Origin of the sequence: Brevundimonas sp. TWP3-1-2b1 (assembly GCF_049896165.1) — a bacterium.
In the GTDB taxonomy this organism is placed as follows: domain Bacteria; phylum Pseudomonadota; class Alphaproteobacteria; order Caulobacterales; family Caulobacteraceae; genus Brevundimonas; species Brevundimonas subvibrioides_B.
Window position 1 is genome coordinate 52,716 of sequence record NZ_JAFCTT010000004.1, and the last position, 16,489, is coordinate 69,204.

At 67.4% G+C, this 16,489-nt stretch carries 15 protein-coding genes; 5 read left to right on the forward strand and 10 right to left on the reverse strand.

Annotated elements, in window-relative coordinates:
* Positions 1–21 precede the first annotated feature (21 nt).
* From ACP7AB_RS05090 to ACP7AB_RS05105, 4 genes are all read right to left on the reverse strand, one after another.
* Positions 22–519 (reverse strand): hypothetical protein, encoded by a 498-nt coding sequence (locus ACP7AB_RS05090; RefSeq protein ID WP_425989322.1) that lies wholly within the window; start codon positions 517–519, stop codon positions 22–24.
* A gap of 91 nt (positions 520–610) precedes the next feature.
* The gene (locus ACP7AB_RS05095; RefSeq protein ID WP_425989319.1) at positions 611–2,317 is read right to left on the reverse strand and encodes a 2-oxo acid dehydrogenase subunit E2; all 1,707 of its coding nucleotides are present in this window, start codon (positions 2,315–2,317) and stop codon (positions 611–613) included.
* Positions 2,317–3,453: an alpha-ketoacid dehydrogenase subunit beta gene (locus tag ACP7AB_RS05100; RefSeq protein ID WP_425989316.1), complete on the reverse strand. Its 1,137-nt coding sequence runs from the start codon at positions 3,451–3,453 to the stop codon at positions 2,317–2,319. Before ACP7AB_RS05100 ends, ACP7AB_RS05095 begins: the two co-directional genes overlap by 1 nt.
* Complete coding sequence (locus ACP7AB_RS05105; RefSeq protein WP_425989314.1) at positions 3,450–4,682, reverse strand: 3-methyl-2-oxobutanoate dehydrogenase (2-methylpropanoyl-transferring) subunit alpha; 1,233 nt, start codon at positions 4,680–4,682, stop codon at positions 3,450–3,452. Before ACP7AB_RS05105 ends, ACP7AB_RS05100 begins: the two co-directional genes overlap by 4 nt.
* Before the next feature lie 143 nt (positions 4,683–4,825).
* Between ACP7AB_RS05105 and ACP7AB_RS05110 the strand changes: the two genes are divergently transcribed.
* Positions 4,826–5,314, forward strand: coding sequence for an Lrp/AsnC family transcriptional regulator (locus tag ACP7AB_RS05110; RefSeq protein WP_425989312.1), 489 nt, complete (start codon positions 4,826–4,828; stop codon positions 5,312–5,314).
* A gap of 28 nt (positions 5,315–5,342) precedes the next feature.
* A complete protein-coding gene (locus ACP7AB_RS05115; RefSeq protein ID WP_425989309.1) occupies positions 5,343–6,278 on the forward strand; it encodes a pirin family protein in 936 nt (311 codons plus the stop codon).
* Here the strand turns inward: ACP7AB_RS05115 and ACP7AB_RS05120 are convergent.
* The 3 genes from ACP7AB_RS05120 to ACP7AB_RS05130 form a co-directional block, all read right to left on the reverse strand.
* The gene (locus ACP7AB_RS05120) at positions 6,275–7,627 is read right to left on the reverse strand and encodes an alpha/beta hydrolase family protein (protein ID WP_425989306.1); all 1,353 of its coding nucleotides are present in this window, start codon (positions 7,625–7,627) and stop codon (positions 6,275–6,277) included. The two genes, ACP7AB_RS05115 and ACP7AB_RS05120, sit on opposite strands and share 4 nt — an antisense overlap.
* 63 nt (positions 7,628–7,690) lie before the next feature.
* Positions 7,691–9,238 carry a putative bifunctional diguanylate cyclase/phosphodiesterase gene (locus ACP7AB_RS05125; protein WP_425989304.1) on the reverse strand — a complete coding sequence of 516 codons (1,548 nt, stop codon included), beginning with the start codon at positions 9,236–9,238 and terminating at the stop codon, positions 7,691–7,693.
* A 123-nt stretch (positions 9,239–9,361) separates the two neighbouring features.
* Positions 9,362–10,327 carry an alpha/beta fold hydrolase gene (locus tag ACP7AB_RS05130; protein ID WP_425989301.1) on the reverse strand — a complete coding sequence of 322 codons (966 nt, stop codon included), beginning with the start codon at positions 10,325–10,327 and terminating at the stop codon, positions 9,362–9,364.
* A 60-nt stretch (positions 10,328–10,387) separates the two neighbouring features.
* On the opposite strand from ACP7AB_RS05130, the gene ACP7AB_RS05135 reads away from it, so the two are divergent.
* Both ACP7AB_RS05135 and ACP7AB_RS05140 read left to right on the forward strand, forming a co-directional pair.
* Positions 10,388–11,224, forward strand: a complete 837-nt coding sequence (locus ACP7AB_RS05135; RefSeq protein ID WP_425989298.1) for an aldo/keto reductase — start codon at positions 10,388–10,390, stop codon at positions 11,222–11,224.
* A 122-nt stretch (positions 11,225–11,346) separates the two neighbouring features.
* Positions 11,347–11,676: a hypothetical protein gene (locus ACP7AB_RS05140; RefSeq protein ID WP_425989295.1), complete on the forward strand. Its 330-nt coding sequence runs from the start codon at positions 11,347–11,349 to the stop codon at positions 11,674–11,676.
* A gap of 76 nt (positions 11,677–11,752) precedes the next feature.
* On the opposite strand, the gene ACP7AB_RS05145 is transcribed toward ACP7AB_RS05140, so the two are convergent.
* Both ACP7AB_RS05145 and ACP7AB_RS05150 read right to left on the reverse strand, forming a co-directional pair.
* Positions 11,753–13,930, reverse strand: coding sequence for a 3-hydroxyacyl-CoA dehydrogenase NAD-binding domain-containing protein (locus ACP7AB_RS05145; RefSeq protein WP_425989292.1), 2,178 nt, complete (start codon positions 13,928–13,930; stop codon positions 11,753–11,755).
* An 11-nt stretch (positions 13,931–13,941) separates the two neighbouring features.
* Positions 13,942–15,147 (reverse strand): acetyl-CoA C-acetyltransferase, encoded by a 1,206-nt coding sequence (locus tag ACP7AB_RS05150; RefSeq protein WP_425989289.1) that lies wholly within the window; start codon positions 15,145–15,147, stop codon positions 13,942–13,944.
* A 122-nt stretch (positions 15,148–15,269) separates the two neighbouring features.
* Here ACP7AB_RS05150 and ACP7AB_RS05155 point away from each other — a divergent pair, with 122 nt between their 5' ends.
* Entirely contained in the window at positions 15,270–15,866 is a 597-nt protein-coding gene (locus ACP7AB_RS05155; RefSeq protein WP_425989287.1) for a CAP family protein, read from the forward strand.
* Positions 15,867–15,969: 103 nt separating this feature from the next.
* On the opposite strand, the gene ACP7AB_RS05160 is transcribed toward ACP7AB_RS05155, so the two are convergent.
* On the reverse strand, positions 15,970–16,473 hold the full coding sequence (locus ACP7AB_RS05160; protein ID WP_425989284.1) for a ferritin-like domain-containing protein: 504 nt from the start codon (positions 16,471–16,473) through the stop codon (positions 15,970–15,972).
* Positions 16,474–16,489: the final 16 nt, after the last annotated feature.

The following is a 16,489-nucleotide window of genomic DNA, read 5'->3' on the forward strand; positions in this document are numbered from 1 at the left end:
CGTCGTCGATACTCGGAAAAGTCAGGGCTGAATCTTTTCGACCAGCTCGAGGATGGTGCGGAACAGGGGATCGCCCTGCTGGATGGCGTCGACCGTGGCGGTCGCGCCGTCGCGCAGGGTGGTGGCATCGTCCGGGATCAGGGCGACGGCCAGTGCGCCGACCTCCGGGGTCCAGCCGATGGTGCAGAAGGGCGTCCGGTTCCAGGCGACGCGGAACGGGCCGGTAATGACGTCCTCGCCCTTGATGATCCAGGCGGGCTCCAGCGTCGCGAACCCGAAGGCCTCGCAGCCGCGCTCGCCGGGATCGCCCTGGAAGGACGGGCCCGCGGCCCGTGCGCGGGCGGCGCCCAGACAGTCCGCCGGATCGGTTCGTTCGACCGACACGACCCGACCGACGAAGGCGGCGCGCGCCATCGCGGTGTCGTAGGACGTGTTGGGTGGGGGCGGCAGGCAGGCCCAGGCGGGGGCGGCCCCCAGCAGGGCGAAGGCGGTCGCAGCGGCGGTCAGCAGGCGGGTCATGGCGCTCTCTCCTCGCGGATCAGAGGTCCATGAACGCCAGATGGCGACGGTTCGCAAACGACGGTCCCTGACGATCCGGCCACGGCCGTCCTCAGCCCATCCAGAGGGTCGCGGGATGCTCCAGCAGGCCCTTGATCCGCTGCACGAAGACCGCCGCGTCGTGGCCGTCGACGATGCGGTGATCGAAGCTGGACGACAGGTTCATCATCTTGCGCACGACCATCTGGCCGTTCCGCACCACGACCCGGTCCTCGATCTTGTTGGGGCCGACGATGGCGACCTCGGGGTGGTTGATGATCGGGGTGTGGACCAGGCCGCCGAGAGTTCCCAGCGAGGTGATGGTGATGGTCGAGCCGCTGAGCTCCTCACGCCTGGCCGAACCGTCCTTGGCCGCGCCGGAGACGCGGGCAATCTCGGCGGCGGTGGCGTAGGGGTCGAGCGATTCCGCGTGGCGGACGACCGGCACCATCAGGCCGTTCTGGGTCTGGGCGGCGATGCCCAGATGAACGGCGGCGTGGGTGGTCAGGACGCCGGCCTCGTCATCGTAATGGGAGTTGATCGTCGGCTGGTCGCGCAGGGCCACGACGATGGCGCGGGCGATGAAGGGCAGGACGTTGAGCTTGGCCTTGCCCGTCTGTTTCGCCTGGGCGTTCAGATGGGCCCGCAGCTCCTCCAGCGCCGTGACGTCGATCTCCTCCACATAGGTGATGTGGGGAATGCGCCGGACGCTCTCGGCCATCTTCTCCGCGATCTTGCGGCGCAGGCCGATGATGCGGACCTCGGTCGTGCCCTCGGCCTTCGCATAGGTCGAGGCGGACGCCGATGATCCGCGCTCGGACGGACCGCGTGCGCCGCCCGCGACGAAGGCGTCGAGGTCGCCGTGTTCGATGCGTCCGCCCGGGCCGGAGCCGGGCACGAACTGCAGTTCCAGACCCAGTTCACGGGCGCGCTTGCGCACAGCGGGCGAGGCCAGGGGGCGGACACCGGCGATCTGGGCCTGACGGGGGACGGGTGTGGACTTGCCCCCCTCCCCCGCTTGGCGGGTACTCCCCCCGACGGGGGGAGATTTGGCAGGGACAGCGGGGCGCGATCCTCCCCCGTCGGGGGAGGGGGACCGCGAGGCGGTGGAGGGGGCCGGGGCGGATGCCGCCGTGACCGGAGCAGCCGCGACATTGCCGGCGCCCTCGACGTTGAAGCTGACCAGGGCGCCGCCGACCGGAGAGGCCTTGCCGACTTCGCCGTGCAGGGCGGCGACAACGCCCGCGACCGGGGACGTCAGCTCGACGGTGGCCTTGTCGGTCATGATCTCGGCGAGGATCTGGTCCTCGGCGACGGTGTCGCCGACCGCGACATGCCAGGCGACCAGCTCGGCCTCGGCGGTGCCTTCGCCGACGTCGGGGAGCTTGAAGACATAGTTGCCCGAAGCCGAAGCAACGGGCGATTCGACGACGGCCTCGGCCTCGGCCTCGGCCTCTGGCGCTTCGAGCGCGGGAGCGGCTTCCGGCTCCGGTTCAGCGACCGGAGCGGGCGCGATCTCGGCCGACGCATTGCCCGCGCCCTCGACCTCGAACTCGACCAGCGGGCCGCCGACCGGCGACATGGCGCCGGGTTCGCCGTGCAGGGCGGTGACGACGCCGGAGACCGGGCTGGTCAGTTCGACGGTGGCCTTGTCGGTCATGATGTCGGCGAGCAGCTGGTCCTCGGCGACGACATCGCCGATCGCGACGTGCCAGCCGACCAGTTCGGCCTCGGCGGTGCCTTCGCCCACGTCGGGCAGTTTGAAGACGTAGCGGCCCATCAGCGCGCGCTCCCCAGATTCTGGCCGGTCATGACGGCTTTCAGTGCGGTGGCGACCCGTTCCGGCCCGGGGAAATATTCCCACTCGAAGGCGTGTGGGTAGGGAGTGTCCCAGCCGCAGACGCGGGTGACGGGGGCTTCCAGGTGATAGAAGCAGCGTTCCTGGACCAGGGCGGACAGCTCGCCTCCGTACCCGGAGGTTTTCGGCGCCTCGTGCACGATGACGCAGCGGCCGGTCTTCTTCACCGAGGCCTCGATGGTCTCGATATCGAGCGGCACGAGCGAGCGCAGGTCGATGACCTCGGCGTCCACGCCCGCGTGTTCCGCGCCGGCCAGCGACACCCAGACCATGGTGCCGTAGCACAGGATGGTGACGTCATTGCCCTCGCGCATGATCCGCGCCTTGCCGATGGGTTCGACATATTTGCCGGTCGGGACCTGGGCCAGATCCTGGGTCTTCCACGGGCTGACCGGCTTCTGGTGCCAGCCGTCGAAGGGGCCGTTGTAGAGCCTTTTGGGCTCGAAGAAGATGACCGGGTCGTCGTCCTCGATCGCCGCGGTCAGCAGGCCCTTGGCGTCATAGGGGTTGGACGGGATGACGACCTTGAGGCCGGCGATATGGGTGAACAGGGCTTCCGGCGACTGGCTGTGGGTCTGGCCGCCGAAGATGCCGCCGCCGTAAGGCGAGCGCACCACGATCGGCGAGGTGAACTGGCCGCCCGAACGATAGCGCATCTTGGCCGCTTCGCTGACGATCTGGTCGTAGGCCGGGTAGATGTAGTCGGCGAACTGGATCTCCACGACCGGACGCAGGCCATAGGCCCCCATGCCGATGGCGGCGGCGACAAGGCCGCACTCCGAGATCGGAGTGTCGAAGCTGCGGGTCAGGCCGTGCTTCTGCTGCAACTGGTCGGTAACCCGGAAGACGCCGCCGAAATAGCCGGCGTCCTCGCCGAACGACAGGACGTTGGGATCCTCGGCCATCTTCACATGCAGGGCCGAGTTCAGCGCCTGGATCATGTTCATCGGCGCGACGGCGGCAGCCTCGGATGCGACCGAGGCGGGGGCGTTATTCTCGTCGATCATGTCGGGTTCGATACCGTCCGTGCGATCGGCCTCGCTGAAGGACTCGCTCATACTCCGACCTCCCGGCGCTGTTCGACCAGGCGCCAGTCCTCGGTCGCATAGACCTCTTCGAACATCGTCTTCACGCTGGGGCGCGACTGGCCGAGCGTGCCGATAGCCTCGGACTCCTTGCCGGCGGCGCGGACCTGGGCGACGGCCTCGGCCTCCGCTTCGGCCTGGGCTTCGTCGGACCATTCGCCGAGCGCGATCAGATGCTGTTTCAGGCGCGCGATCGGATCGCCCAGGGGCCATTTCTCGTGCTCGTCGCCGGGCCGATAACGGCTCGGGTCGTCCGAGGTCGAATGGGGCGCGCCACGATAGGTGAACAGCTCGATGACTGTGGCGCCCTGATTGGAACGGGCGCGCTCCTCGGCCCACTGGGTCGCGGCCCAGACGGCGAGGAAGTCGTTGCCGTCGACGCGCAGGGCCGGAAGGCCGTAGCCGATGGCCTTGGAGGCGAAGGTGGTCTCAAGCCCGCCGGCTATGCCCTGGAAGGATGAGATGGCCCACTGGTTGTTGACGATGTTGAGGATCACCGGGGCGCGGTAGACGCTGGCGAAGGTCAGGGCGTTGTGGAAGTCGCCCTCGGCCGTGGCGCCGTCGCCGATCCAGGTGATGGCGATCTTGTCGTCGCCCTTGTAGGCGCTGGCCATGGCCCAGCCCACGGCCTGGGGCACCTGGGTGCCGAGGTTCCCCGAGATGGTGAAGAACCCATAGTCCTTGGCCGAATACATGATCGGCAGCTGGCGGCCTTTGATCGGGTCCGAGGCGTTGGAATAGATCTGGTTCATCATGTCGACGAGCGGATAGCCGCGCGCGATCAGGAGCCCCTGCTGGCGGTAGGTGGGGAAGCCCATGTCCTCGCGCGACAGGATCATGCCCTGGGGGACCGCGATGGCCTCCTCGCCGGTGCATTTCATATAGAAGCTGGTCTTGCCCTGGCGGTGGGCCCGATGCATCCGGTCGTCAAAGGCGCGGGTCAGGATCATCGCCTTCAGACCCTTCTTCAGGGTCTCCGCGTCGAGGCGCGGGTTCCACGGCCCGAGGGCCTGGCCCTCATCGTCCAGCACCCGGATCAGGCGGAAGGCCAGGTCCAGCATCTGCACCGGGCGGGCGTCGACCGGCGGACGGTCCACACTACCGGCGGCGTCGAGTTTCAGGTGGCTGAAATCCGGGGCGTCGCCCGGACGGCCCGAGGGCTCCGGCACGCGCAGGGAGAGCGGCTTGGTGTTCCTGGTCATTCCATCCTGCCGTTCGGTTGATCCGACCGCACTACTTGGCGGCTGGATAGCATGGGCGCGAAATCAAGGCTCGCCTATTTTAGCCTTGCGTCAAGCAGTTTTAGGGTATTTTATTGCGCCATAACGACAAACGGAGAAACGCATTGGCGGACGAACTGGATCCCATCGACGCTCGAATTCTGGACATCCTGCAGCAGGACGCAGGATTGTCGGTCGCGGAAGTGGCCGAGAGGGTGGGACTGTCGGCCTCGCCGTGCTGGCGCCGGATCAAGAGACTGGAAGATTCCGGCCTGATCCGCAAGCGGGTGACCCTTCTGGACGCCGCCCTGCTGGGTCTGGACTTCGAGGTCTATGCCATCGTCAAGCTGAGCCTGCCCTCGCGTGAGAACCTGGACGCCTTCGAGGCCGCCGTCGCCCACTGGCCCGAGGTGGTCCAGTGCGCCACCATCACCGGGCGCGAGGACTATGTGCTGCGGATCATCACGTCGGACATGCACGCCTTCGACAAATTCCTGCGCGACAAGTTGCTGACCCTCGGCATCGTCTCGGACTGCGAGAGCCATATCGTCACCCGCGGGGTGAAGAATGTGACGACCCTGCCGCTGGGCATCATCACGCCTCACGTGCAATAGGCCCGGTTACAGATAGAGGAGCCCGCCCATGATCGAGATGGTGATCGATGCCCGCAAGAAGGACCTCGGCGGGTTCGAGGTCGGGCGCATCCTGCCCTTCCATTCGCGCCGGATGGTCGGGCCCTTCATCTTCCTCGATCACATGGGACCGGCCGAGTTCGCGCCGGGCGCGGATGCGATCAACGTCCGCCCGCACCCGCACATCGGCCTGTCGACCCTGACCTATCTGTTCGAGGGCGAGATCATGCACCGCGACAGCCTCGGCTACACCCAGGCGATCCGGCCGGGCGAGGTCAACTGGATGACCGCGGGCAAGGGCATCACCCACTCCGAACGCACCGACCCGCTGAAAAAGGCGCAAGGCGGGCCGATGAACGGGATGCAGGCCTGGATCGCCCTGCCGAATGAGGCCGAGGAGATCGACCCGTCGTTCCAGCATTACGGCGAGGACGCCCTGCCGGCCTATGAGAACGGCGGCCTGTTCGCCCGTCTGGTGGCGGGCGAAGCCTACGGCGCCAGGGCCAATGTGAAGACCTCGTCGCCGCTCTTCTATGTGCACTGGGAGATGCAGGAGGGGGTGCGCACGGCGCCGCCGCCGGGCAAGGGATCTGGCGGTATGTCCGAGCGGGCGCTCTATGTCGCCAAGGGCTCGATCGAGGTCGGTGACCGCACCTTCCACGAAGGCCAGATGATCGTGCTGGAGCCCAATGCCGAGCCGACGGTGAAGTCTCTGACCCAGGCGACCGTCATGGCCCTGGGCGGCGAGCCGGTCGGGCAGCGTCTGATCTGGTGGAATTTCGTGTCGTCCTCCCAGGCGCGGCTGGACCAGGCGAAGGAAGACTGGAAGGCCGGGCGGATGAAACTGCCCGACGAGGACGACCTGGAGTTTATTCCGTTACCGGAGGACGCCGCCGTCACGACCCGGTCGGAGCCGATCAAGCCGGAACCGACACACCCGGTCTAGGGTCGGGCGCCGGTCACTCGAACCACCCAGTCCGTCACGGTCGAAATCGCCTCAGGCGCCAGGGTCTCGGTAATGGTCGCATATTCGCCCGGCAGGCCGGTCGTCGCGTGCTGCATCAGATGGTTCAGGCCGGGCAGGGTGACGATCTCGGCGTCGGGCTGGGTTCGGGCCAGGGCTGCGGCGTTCTGGTCGGCCGGGACCTGCAGATCCTTGCCGCCATAGATCGCCAGAAGCGGCACATGCAGGCCGGCCAATGCCGGCGCGGGATCATGGGCGGCGAACCAGCGGTACCAGGCTGAACTGAGCAGGCGGAGGCTCGCCTGGGCCTGTGCGGGCGACTGTCCGGCGGCGATGAGAACGGCCTCGGCATCGCGGGCGGCTGCGGGGCCATCGTCCTTGTTTCGGACGACGGCGGCCATGACCTCACCCTGCACGCGCCGCGCTTCCGCGACCTGATCGGGCGAGGCGCCGGAGGCCTGGGCCAGACGGGCGGCCTGTTCGGTGATGATGTCCGCCCCGGATACGGCCTGCCCCGCGATCATGACGACGAAGGCGGCGGGCGCACCCTGCGAGACGGCCAGGGGCGCGGTCATGCCGCCTTCGCTGTGACCCATCAGGCCGATGCGCGCGGGATCGATCTCGGGCTGGGTCCGCAGGAAGGCGATGGCTGCCGCCGCGTCGGCGGCGAAATCCGCGGAGGTGTCTTCGGCCGTCCCGCCGCCCGATCCGCCCACGCCTCGATCATCGTAGCGCAGCACGGCGACGCCGCGCCGGGTCAGGGCGTCGGCCCAGACGGCGAAGGGCTTGTGATCGAAGATCGTCTCGTCCCGGTCCTGGGCGCCCGACCCGGTCAGCAGGACCACCGCCGGGAACGGCCCATCGCCGGCGGGAACGGTCAGGGTTCCGGCCAGGGTGATCCCCGCGCCCTCGTTGCGGAACGTCACGTCTTCGGCGGCATAGGAAAGGGGCGGGACGGGCGTCTGTGGCCGCGCCGGACCTGCAGGCTCTGCTCCCGTCGCCGCCCGCGTCAGGATGAGCGGCAGAGAGGCTGCGCCTTGCGACCAGGCGCCGGTCCAGGTCTGACCGTCGGCAGAGCGTGCGCCTTCGAACCGGCCATGGGCGACGGGCACGGTGAAGCGCACGACGCCGCCCGCTTCGCTCATTTCGGTGACTGGAATGCCGTGCGCATTCTGCGCCGGGCTGTCCATGAAGACCTGTCCGTCCGCCTCGACGCGGATCACGAGCGGCAGGGATGTCCCGCCGACGTTCAGCGCACCCTCCCAGCGACCCACGAGATCGGCGGTCTCCGCCTCCGCCTGAGCCGTTGCTGTCGCCACTGCCTCGATCATCGTGCCGCCCCTCTGCTCGTCGGGGGACTAGACCAGCCCGGGACCGGGGGAGGCAAGTCCTCCTCAGGCCGCGTGCGACCGGGCGCTGTGGATGTCGCTCGGGGGAGCGTTGATCAGGTCGGTGATCTGACCCGGCTGCATCGGCCGGCCGATCAGATAGCCCTGAGCCTGATTGCAGCCCTCGGCCCGCAGGATGTCCAGCTGGGGTTGGGTCTCAACGCCCTCGGCCAGCAGCTTGACCCCGATGGCGTTGGACATGTCGCTGATGGCGCGGATGATCGAGGCTGCGTCTGACCGTTCACCCAGGGGCGTGACGAACGCTCGGTCGATCTTGATCTTGTCGATCGGAAAGCGGCTCAGGTAGCTGAGGCTGGAATAGCCTGTGCCGAAGTCGTCGAGCGCGATCTGGAATCCCAGGCGCCGCAGTTGCTCCAGATTGTCCAGAACGACCGGATCGGCCTGGAGCAGAATGCCTTCGGTGATCTCGAGTTCGAATCCGCTCGGCTTGACCCCGTGCTGGGCGAGCAGGGCGTTCACCGTGGTGAGGAAGATCGGCGAACGCAGCTGGATCGGAGACACGTTGATGGCGATCTTCAGGCCCGGCCATACGCGGGAATCGATGAAGGACTGCTCCATCGCATAGCGACCCAGAGCTTCCCCCAGTCCCGCCGCCTCGGCCATGGGAACGAACACGCTGGGTGAGATATGGCCCCGGGTCGGGTGTGGCCAGCGCATAAGGGCTTCCACGCCGATGGTCGCGCCGGTCTCGTCGATCTGGGGCTGATAGACCATGCGCAACTCGCCCGCCTGCAGGGCCTGGCGAAACTCGACCTCCAGATCCAGCTGCAGGCGTTGGGCGTGATCCAGCGAGGAGTCGAAGAAGGCCACCGGCGATCCCGCCGAACGGGCCGCAGCATTGGCCAGACGGGCCTGACGCATGGCGTCGCGCGGCGATCCCAGAGGGCGCCGGACGAAGTTCACCCCGATCGTTGAGGGCACCACGACGTCTCCCACCGGCGTGGCCACCGGCATGTCCATCAGCATGTTGATCTGGCTGCCGACCAGGGCCAGCTTGATGCCGCTGGAGGCCGGATGAAACACGGCCAGCATATCCTCGCCGATCCGTCCGACGACGCTGTCGTCCCCGAAAGCCGAGACCAGCCGCCCGGAGAGTTCGCGCAACACCTCGTCGCCGCAGGCTTCGCCCAGGCGATCATAGATGTCTTTCAGGCGATCCAGACTGATGCACAGCAACGCCATCTCGGAGTCTGCAGCCGCGCCGTCGCTGGCAGGGCGGCCTAGCGCCTCGGCGAAACCCTCGGCATTCAGCAACTGCGTCACCGGATCCAGCTGCTGGCGATAGGCCGTGCTGGCGCGTCCGGCCCGCTCTGCGCTGCGCGCCTTTGTCCACTGCCGCAGCAACAGGATGCTCGAAACGATCAGGCCGGCCTCGATCGCCGGCAAGGACTCCGCCATGCCCGGATCGGCCCAGGCCCGAACGACCAGCAGACTGACCAGACATATCAGGGTGACCAGGGCAGCGAGGCTTAGCGCGTCCATCGTATGACCGGCCCATGTCCGGATCTGCAGAGCGTCGGCGGATTTCTTCATCGGATTGGGCCGCCTCGGGCGTTCGTTCAATCAGGCTCGCCGGTGCAGGAGCGAAACATGACACCGGTTGCACCCTAGCGTCGACGCTCTAACAATCCCCTAAGCTCCACCTTGTTTGCCCGGTCATTCGGTCAGACGACGGAGGAACGCCAGCAGTGCGGCATTGACCTCATCCGGCCGCTCCTGCTGCAGCCAGTGGCCTGCGCCGGCCAGCACAGTCTGGGATCGCAGGTCGGTCAGCCAGTCCCTCAGCCCCGCCTCGTGCTGACCCGCATAGTGGCGGACGGGATCGCGCTCGCCGACCAGGAACATCGACGGCTGGCGGATCTGTTTGCCTTGCAGGAAGGCGGTCAGGGCCCAGTTGCGGTCGATGTTCCGATACCAGTCCATCGGCCCCCTGAAGCCGCCGGCGGTGAAGGCCGCGACATATTCCGCGTGGTGCGCCTCGCTCATCCACGGCGGCAGGGTCGCGTCCTCGGGCGCCTCGGAGAGGAAGTTTTCTCCCGGAGCGATAAAGCCGGTCGACTGGCGATCGGACGGGGTCGATCCGTCGTAGGAATAGAACCCCTTGCGGAGGCCTCCCGCCACATCGGCTTCGAAGATGGTGTGATGATCGGGGTCCTGGAACTGGACCATATAGAGCTCGCCGAGACCGGCGCGTTTGGCCAGCGCGGACATGGCGGCGGTCGGCGGCCCGTTTGGACGGCGCGGCTGAAACGGCACCGACAGTCCGGCCACGGCGGTGAACATATCCGGCCGCATCAGGGCGCAGTGCCAGGCGACGGGCGCGCCCCAGTCGTGGCCGACGACGGTGCAGGTCTCCGCTCCCAGGGCCCGGACCAGATCGACCATGTCGCCGACCAGATTGAGGATCGAATAGTCCTCGACCCGCTCCGGCTTGTCGGTGCCGCCATAGCCGCGCATGTCCGGCGCCACCGCGTGGTAGCCCGCCTCGGCGAGGGCCTGAACCTGCGCCCGCCAGCTGATGCCCAATTCGGGGAAGCCGTGGATCAGCAGCACGAGAGACCCTTCGCCGGCCTCCAGAATCTGTTGCCTGAGACCGTCGGTCTGGATGATGCGGGTCTGCATGGGGCGGGTTCTCCGACGAGGCCTTTGAAGCCGAACGCGACGTCGTGCATTGATGTCGCCATGACGCGCATGACCAGCTTCTCCGACGGTACGATCGTTCCGGCCCTGGGCCAAGGGACCTGGATGATCGGCGACGATCCCAGAACCCGCGATGCCGAACAGGCGGCCCTATCTCGCGGCATCGACCTGGGGCTGACCTTGATCGACACAGCGGAACTGTATGGCGACGGCCGGTCCGAGCGGCTGGTCGGCGAGGTCATCAAGGATCGCCGGGACGAGGTCTTCCTGGTCTCCAAGATCCGGCCCGAGAATGCCGGCGAGATGACCATGATGCTCCATTGCGAGAAGTCGCTGGAACGGCTCGGCGTCGACCGCCTCGACCTCTATCTGCTGCACTGGGAGAGCCGTCACCCGCTGGAGGAGATCGTCGCCGGGTTCGAGGAACTGATCGACGAGGGAATGATCGCCCGCTGGGGCGTGTCCAACCTCGATATCCGCACCATGAACCGGCTGGACGAGGTCGACGGCGGGGAGCGCTGCGCCACCAACCAGCTGCTGTACAATCTCGGCTCGCGCGGGATCGAGTTCGACCTGTTGCCCTGGCAGCAGGAGCGGCTGATGCCGGTGATGGCCTATTCGCCACTCGGGCGCGGCGATCTGCTGACTCATCCGGCGCTGCAGGCCGTGGCCGACCGACACGACGCGACTCCGGCCCAGATCGCGCTGGCGGCGGTCCTGCGTCAGGAGGGCGTCATCGCCATCCCCAAGGCCTCGACCGTGGCTCATGTCGAGGCCAATGCGGCGGCGCTGGAGATCGAACTGGACCACGAGGACATCGAAGCCCTCGACCGCGCCTTCCCGCCGCCCTCGACCGCACAGCCGCTGGACATTGTCTGAAGAAGCCGGACCGGCGCTGACGAGAAATGACGCCGCATACGGCCGCGCTTTTCGGCTGACCGTTGTTCGGATACAGAAACCTCCATTACGCTGACATGCCGTCGGCCGGGGAAGTTTCCACCATGCGTAGCCTGTTCATGATCGTCGCGGCCTCCGCCGCCATCGCCGTCCCGGCCGTCGCCCAGACGGGGGCCGTGTCCTTCTCGATCGAGAACAACAGCGAGCACACCATCGACGCCATCCTCTACGGCCAGTCGTCCTCGGACGAGTGGAGCGACAGCATCCTCGACGTCGTGGTCGAGCCCGGCGACACGGTCGAGGTGACCGTCGACGACGACCTCGAAGACTGCATGTACGACTTCGCCTACAGCTTCGATGACGGGTCGGCCTATGCCGAGCGCGTCGACATGTGCGAGATCAACGGTACGACCTACGAGTTCACCGGCGGCTGATCCGTTCACGGATCGCCCAAAGAAACGGCCCCGGGAGCGATCCCGGGGCCGTTGTCTTTTCAGGCTCTGACAGCGATCAGGCCGCGGCCTTCGCCTCCGTGAACCTGCCGTAGAAGGTCTCGCCCTTGGCGGCCATGTCGCGCAGCAGCTGCGGGACCTTGAAGCGGTCGCCGTAGCGGGCGGCGTAGTCGTCGGCCTGGGCCACGAAGGCCTTCAGCCCGATCTGGTCGATGTAGGTGATCGGGCCGCCGGTCCAGGGCGCGAAGCCCCAGGCCAGGATGGCGCCGACATCGGCCTCGCGCGGGTCGTCGATGACGCCCTCTTCCCAGCAACGCGCCACTTCCACCGCCTGGCGATAGAGCAGGCGCTGCTTCTGATCCTCGACCAGCTCCGGCGTCGAATCATTGATCCTGACCGGCGCCAATTCCGACAGGCCCGACCAGAGTTTCTTCGGCTTCACGTCGTAGTCGTAGAAGCCCTTGCCGTTCTTGCGGCCGTAGCGGCCCAGGTCCTCGACCATGGTGCGGATGATCTCGGCGCCGGCCAGCGGCACGTATTTGTCGCCGAGGTCGAGGGCGGTCTGTTTCGACACCTTCATCGACAGATCGAGCGCGACGTCGTCGTGCATTTCCAGCGGACCGCGCGGCATGCCGGTCATGCGACCGATGTTGTCGATCAGGGCCGGCGCATAGCCCTCCTCCAGCATGGCCAGGCCTTCCGCCACATAGGTGCCGAAGCAGCGCGAGGTGTAGAAGCCGCGCCCGTCGTTGACGATGATCGGGGTCTTCTTGATCTTCATGACGTAGTCGAGCGTCTTGGCGATCGCGGCCTGACCCGTCTTCTCGCCCAGGATGATCTCGACCAGCATCATCTTGTCGACCGGCGAGAAGAAGTGGATGCCGATGAAGTCCTCGGGACGCACGCTCGCCTCGGCCAGGCCGGTGATCGGCAGGGTCGAGGTGTTGGATCCGAACACGGCTCCGGCTTCAAGCTGGGCCTCGGCGCGCCTGGTGACGTCGGCCTTGATCTCGCGGTTCTCGAACACCGCCTCGATGACCAGGTCCGAGCCCTTGATCTGCTCATAGTCGGTGGTGGCGATCACGGAGCCGAGCAGGGCGTCGTACTTGTCCTGGGTCAGCTGGCCGCGTGACAGGCGCTTCTTCAGCAGTTCCTCGACGTGGGCCTTGCCCTTGTCGGCGTCTTCCTGGGTCCGGTCGATCAGGATGGTCTGGATGCCGGCGAGCGCCTGCACATAGGCGATGCCCGCGCCCATCATGCCGGCGCCGATGACCGTGACCTTCTTCGCGTCGGAGGCCGGGATGCCGGCCGGACGCACGGCGCCCTTGTCCAGCTCCTGCTTCGACAGGAACAGCGACCGGATCATGCCCTGCGCCTGGGGCGTCATCAGGGTCTTGATGAAGTAGCGGGTCTCGATCCGCAGGGCCGCGTCCATCGGCACCTGGATGCCCTCATAGACGGCCTTCATCAGGTTGATGACGGCCGGATAGTTGCCGTAGGACTGCTTGCGGATCATCGCATTGCCGACCAGGAAGTTCTGGATGCCGGCCGGGTGGTAGGGGCCGCCGCCGGGTTGTTTGAACGACTTGTCGTCCCACGGCTGCACGGCCTTGCCGCCGCCCTTGATCCAGGCCTTGGCGGCCTCGACTTCCGAACCCTTGGGCACGACCTCATTGACCACGCCCGCGCCCCTGGCGTCGTTCGGACGCCAGGAGGAGCCGGCGCTCATCGCCGTCATCGCCGCCTGCACGCCGATCATGCGCGGCAGGCGCTGGGTGCCGCCACCGCCGGGGAACAGGCCGACCTTGATCTCGGGCAGGCCCAGCTGGATCTTCGGATCGTCGCCGACCACGCGGTAGTGGCAGGCCAGCGTCAGTTCCAGACCGCCGCCGAGCGCGAGGCCGTTGATGGCCGCCGCGATCGGCTTGCCGCAGGTCTCCAGCGCGCGCAGCGAGCCGTTCATCTTCCAGCCCGCGTCGAAGGCGGCCTGAAGGTCTCCGCCGCCGGCCAGAGATCCGCCGGCCATGTCGCCGAGGTCGGCGCCGGCGCAGAAGCCCGAGGCCTTGCCCGAGGTGATGACCGCGCCCTTGATGGCGTCGTCGGTCCTGATGCGTTCGACCAGCTCAGGCAGCTCGGCCATCACGCTGGACGTCAGGGTGTTCATCGAACGGCCCGGCACGTCGAAGGTGACCAGGGCGATGCCGTCGGCGTCGACGTCGATCTTGAAGTTTTCCATGCTCGTGATCCTCAGACGCGTTCAATGACGGTGGCGGTGCCCATGCCGCCGCCGATGCACAGGGTGATCAGGGCGGTCGACTTGTCGGAGCGCTCCAGCTCGTCGAGCGCGATGCCGGTGATCATGGCACCGGTGGCGCCCAGCGGGTGGCCCATGGAGATGCCGCCGCCGTTCACGTTCATCTTGTCGTGCGGGATGTCCAGCGCCTGCATGTAGCGCAGGACCACCGCAGCGAAAGCCTCGTTCAGCTCCCACACGTCGATGTCGGCGACCGTCATGCCCAGCCTGCCGAGCAGCTTCTTCGTCACGAACTCGGGGCCCGTCAGCATGATCGAGGGTTCGGAGCCGATCGAGGCGGCGCCGACGATGCGGGCGCGTGGCTTGAGGCCGAGCGCCTTGCCGGCTTCCAGGGTGCCGATCAGCACCCCGGCCGAGCCGTCGACGATGCCCGAGGAGTTGCCGGGCGTATGGACGTGGTTGACCCGCTCGACCTCGGGGTAGCGTTGGCTGATCACGGCGTCGAAGGCCATCTCGCCCATCATGGCGAAGGAGGGGTTCAGCCCGCCAAGCGACTGCATGTCCGTGTTCGGACGGATGGTTTCGTCGCGGTCCAGCTGGACCAGGCCGAGCTGGTTCCTGACCGGGACGACCGATTTCGAGAAGCGACCGCCGGCCCAGGCGGCGGCGGCGCGCTTGTGGCTCTCCATGGAGTAGGCGTCGACGTCGTCGCGGCTGAAGCCGTATTTCGTCGCGATCATGTCGGCCGAGACGCCCTGGGGCACGAAATAGGTCGGGAAGGCCGAGGACGGATCCACCGGCCAGGCGCCGCCGTCCGAGCCCATCGGCACGCGGCTCATCGCCTCGACGCCGCCGCCGACGGCGAAATCAGCCTCGCCGGACTTCACCTTGGCCGCCGCCATGTTCACGGCTTCCAGGCCGGAGGCGCAGAAGCGGTTGATCTGGACCCCGGCCACGCTCTGGGCCCAGCCCGCCGACAGCACGGCGGTGCGGGCGATGTCCGCGCCCTGTTCGCCCACCGGCGACACGCAGCCCAGGATGACGTCGTCCACCTTCGAGGTGTCCAGCCCGTTGCGGTCCCGCAGGGCTTCCAGCACCTGGGTCGCCAGGCTCAGCCCGGTGATCTCGTGAAGCGAACCGTCCTTCTTGCCCTTGCCGCGCGGCGTCCGCACAGCGTCGTAGATATAGGCCTCGGTCATGGGGTCAGTCTCCATTGAGGACGGATTGGAAGGTGAAGCGTCTAAAGCCGACGCTTACGTCAACGTCAAGATAAGAGTTGTCTCGCCTTGGAACAGCCCCCATCGCGGGGGATTTCATCCCGATGAACACCCGATCCCTTCTCGCTGCAATCGTCGCCGTCCTCGCCCCGGCCATGAACGCCTGCGCCCAGTCCGGTCCGGCGGAGGAACGGGTCTGGATCGAACCGGCCTCGGAACAGGCCCGGACCCTGCAGCCCATCGCGCCGGCCGACGACGCCCGGCCGTCCGACGAGGTCGAGGCGCGCCTCCTTGCGGCCCACAACCGCGAGCGCGCCCAAGCCAACAGCCGGCCGCTGATCTGGAGCGACATCCTGGAGGCGGAGGCGCGCGACTGGGCCGTCGAACTGATCGACAGCGGCCGTTTCGCCCACGATCCGCGCCCGCACGGCCATGGCGAAAACCTGTGGATGGGCTGGGGCGACCGGGCGTTCACGCCCGAAAACATGGTCGGCGACTGGATCACGGAGCGGCGGGACTATCGCCCCGGCGTCTTTCCGGACGTCAGCCGCACCGGCGACTGGATCGCGGTCGGCCACTACACCCAGCTGATCTGGCGCGGCACGACCCACGTCGGCTGCGCCGTCGCAAGCCGGGGCGACCGGGCCGTGCTGGCCTGCCGCTATTCGCCGCCCGGCAACATCGACGGCCAGAGGCCGTGACGGCGAGGTCGACGCCAGGGCGACAGCCGCACGGACGATCATAGGCGCAGGTGGAAGCCGGCGGGATCGCTCCCGCCGGCTCCGTTCGGACAGAAACGGGTACCTAGGCGGCCCTGGGCTGCGTAGCCTGCTCGTTGACGGCCGCATCCGCGATCGTCGTCAGATCCTCGTCGGTCTGGCTTTCCTCTTGCAGGGTCTCATCCAGCAAGGCGGCCGCGTCCTTCATGCCGAGCACCAGGGCCCAGCGCTTCAGCGTGCCGTAGCGGGTGATCTCATAGTGTTCGACGGCCTGTGCTGCGGCCAGCAGACCGGCGTCGAGCGCCGCCGTGCCCTTGTACTCCTCGGCGATCTCGTCGCCCTCGGCCAGGATGCCTTCGATGGCGTCGCAGGTCTTGCCGCGCGCCGGCTTGCCGATGATCTCGAACACCTGCTGCAGGCGTTCGATCTGGACCTCGGTCTGGCCGATATGTTTCTCGAACGCCGCCTTCAGGTCCGGCGACTGCGCCGCGCGGACCATCTTCGGCAGGGACTTCAGGATCTTCCGCTCGGCGTAATAGATGTCCTTGAGCGTGTCGTGGAACAGGGTGTCGAGGGTCTTCTCAGCCATGGTGCAAACTCCTTGA

What these genes read in the sequence shown, in the direction of transcription:
- ACP7AB_RS05090 (WP_425989322.1), bottom strand. Translation starts at nt 519, where the DNA reads ATGACCCGCCTGCTGACCGCCGCTGCGACCGCCTTCGCCCTGCTGGGG.
- ACP7AB_RS05095 (WP_425989319.1), bottom strand. Translation starts at nt 2,317, where the DNA reads ATGGGCCGCTACGTCTTCAAACTGCCCGACGTGGGCGAAGGCACCGCC.
- ACP7AB_RS05100 (WP_425989316.1), bottom strand. Translation starts at nt 3,453, where the DNA reads ATGAGCGAGTCCTTCAGCGAGGCCGATCGCACGGACGGTATCGAACCC.
- ACP7AB_RS05105 (WP_425989314.1), bottom strand. Translation starts at nt 4,682, where the DNA reads ATGACCAGGAACACCAAGCCGCTCTCCCTGCGCGTGCCGGAGCCCTCG.
- ACP7AB_RS05115 (WP_425989309.1), top strand. Translation starts at nt 5,343, where the DNA reads ATGATCGAGATGGTGATCGATGCCCGCAAGAAGGACCTCGGCGGGTTC.
- ACP7AB_RS05120 (WP_425989306.1), bottom strand. Translation starts at nt 7,627, where the DNA reads ATGATCGAGGCAGTGGCGACAGCAACGGCTCAGGCGGAGGCGGAGACC.
- ACP7AB_RS05125 (WP_425989304.1), bottom strand. Translation starts at nt 9,238, where the DNA reads ATGAAGAAATCCGCCGACGCTCTGCAGATCCGGACATGGGCCGGTCAT.
- ACP7AB_RS05130 (WP_425989301.1), bottom strand. Translation starts at nt 10,327, where the DNA reads ATGCAGACCCGCATCATCCAGACCGACGGTCTCAGGCAACAGATTCTG.
- ACP7AB_RS05135 (WP_425989298.1), top strand. Translation starts at nt 10,388, where the DNA reads ATGACGCGCATGACCAGCTTCTCCGACGGTACGATCGTTCCGGCCCTG.
- ACP7AB_RS05140 (WP_425989295.1), top strand. Translation starts at nt 11,347, where the DNA reads ATGCGTAGCCTGTTCATGATCGTCGCGGCCTCCGCCGCCATCGCCGTC.
- ACP7AB_RS05145 (WP_425989292.1), bottom strand. Translation starts at nt 13,930, where the DNA reads ATGGAAAACTTCAAGATCGACGTCGACGCCGACGGCATCGCCCTGGTC.
- ACP7AB_RS05150 (WP_425989289.1), bottom strand. Translation starts at nt 15,147, where the DNA reads ATGACCGAGGCCTATATCTACGACGCTGTGCGGACGCCGCGCGGCAAG.
- ACP7AB_RS05155 (WP_425989287.1), top strand. Translation starts at nt 15,270, where the DNA reads ATGAACACCCGATCCCTTCTCGCTGCAATCGTCGCCGTCCTCGCCCCG.
- ACP7AB_RS05160 (WP_425989284.1), bottom strand. Translation starts at nt 16,473, where the DNA reads ATGGCTGAGAAGACCCTCGACACCCTGTTCCACGACACGCTCAAGGAC.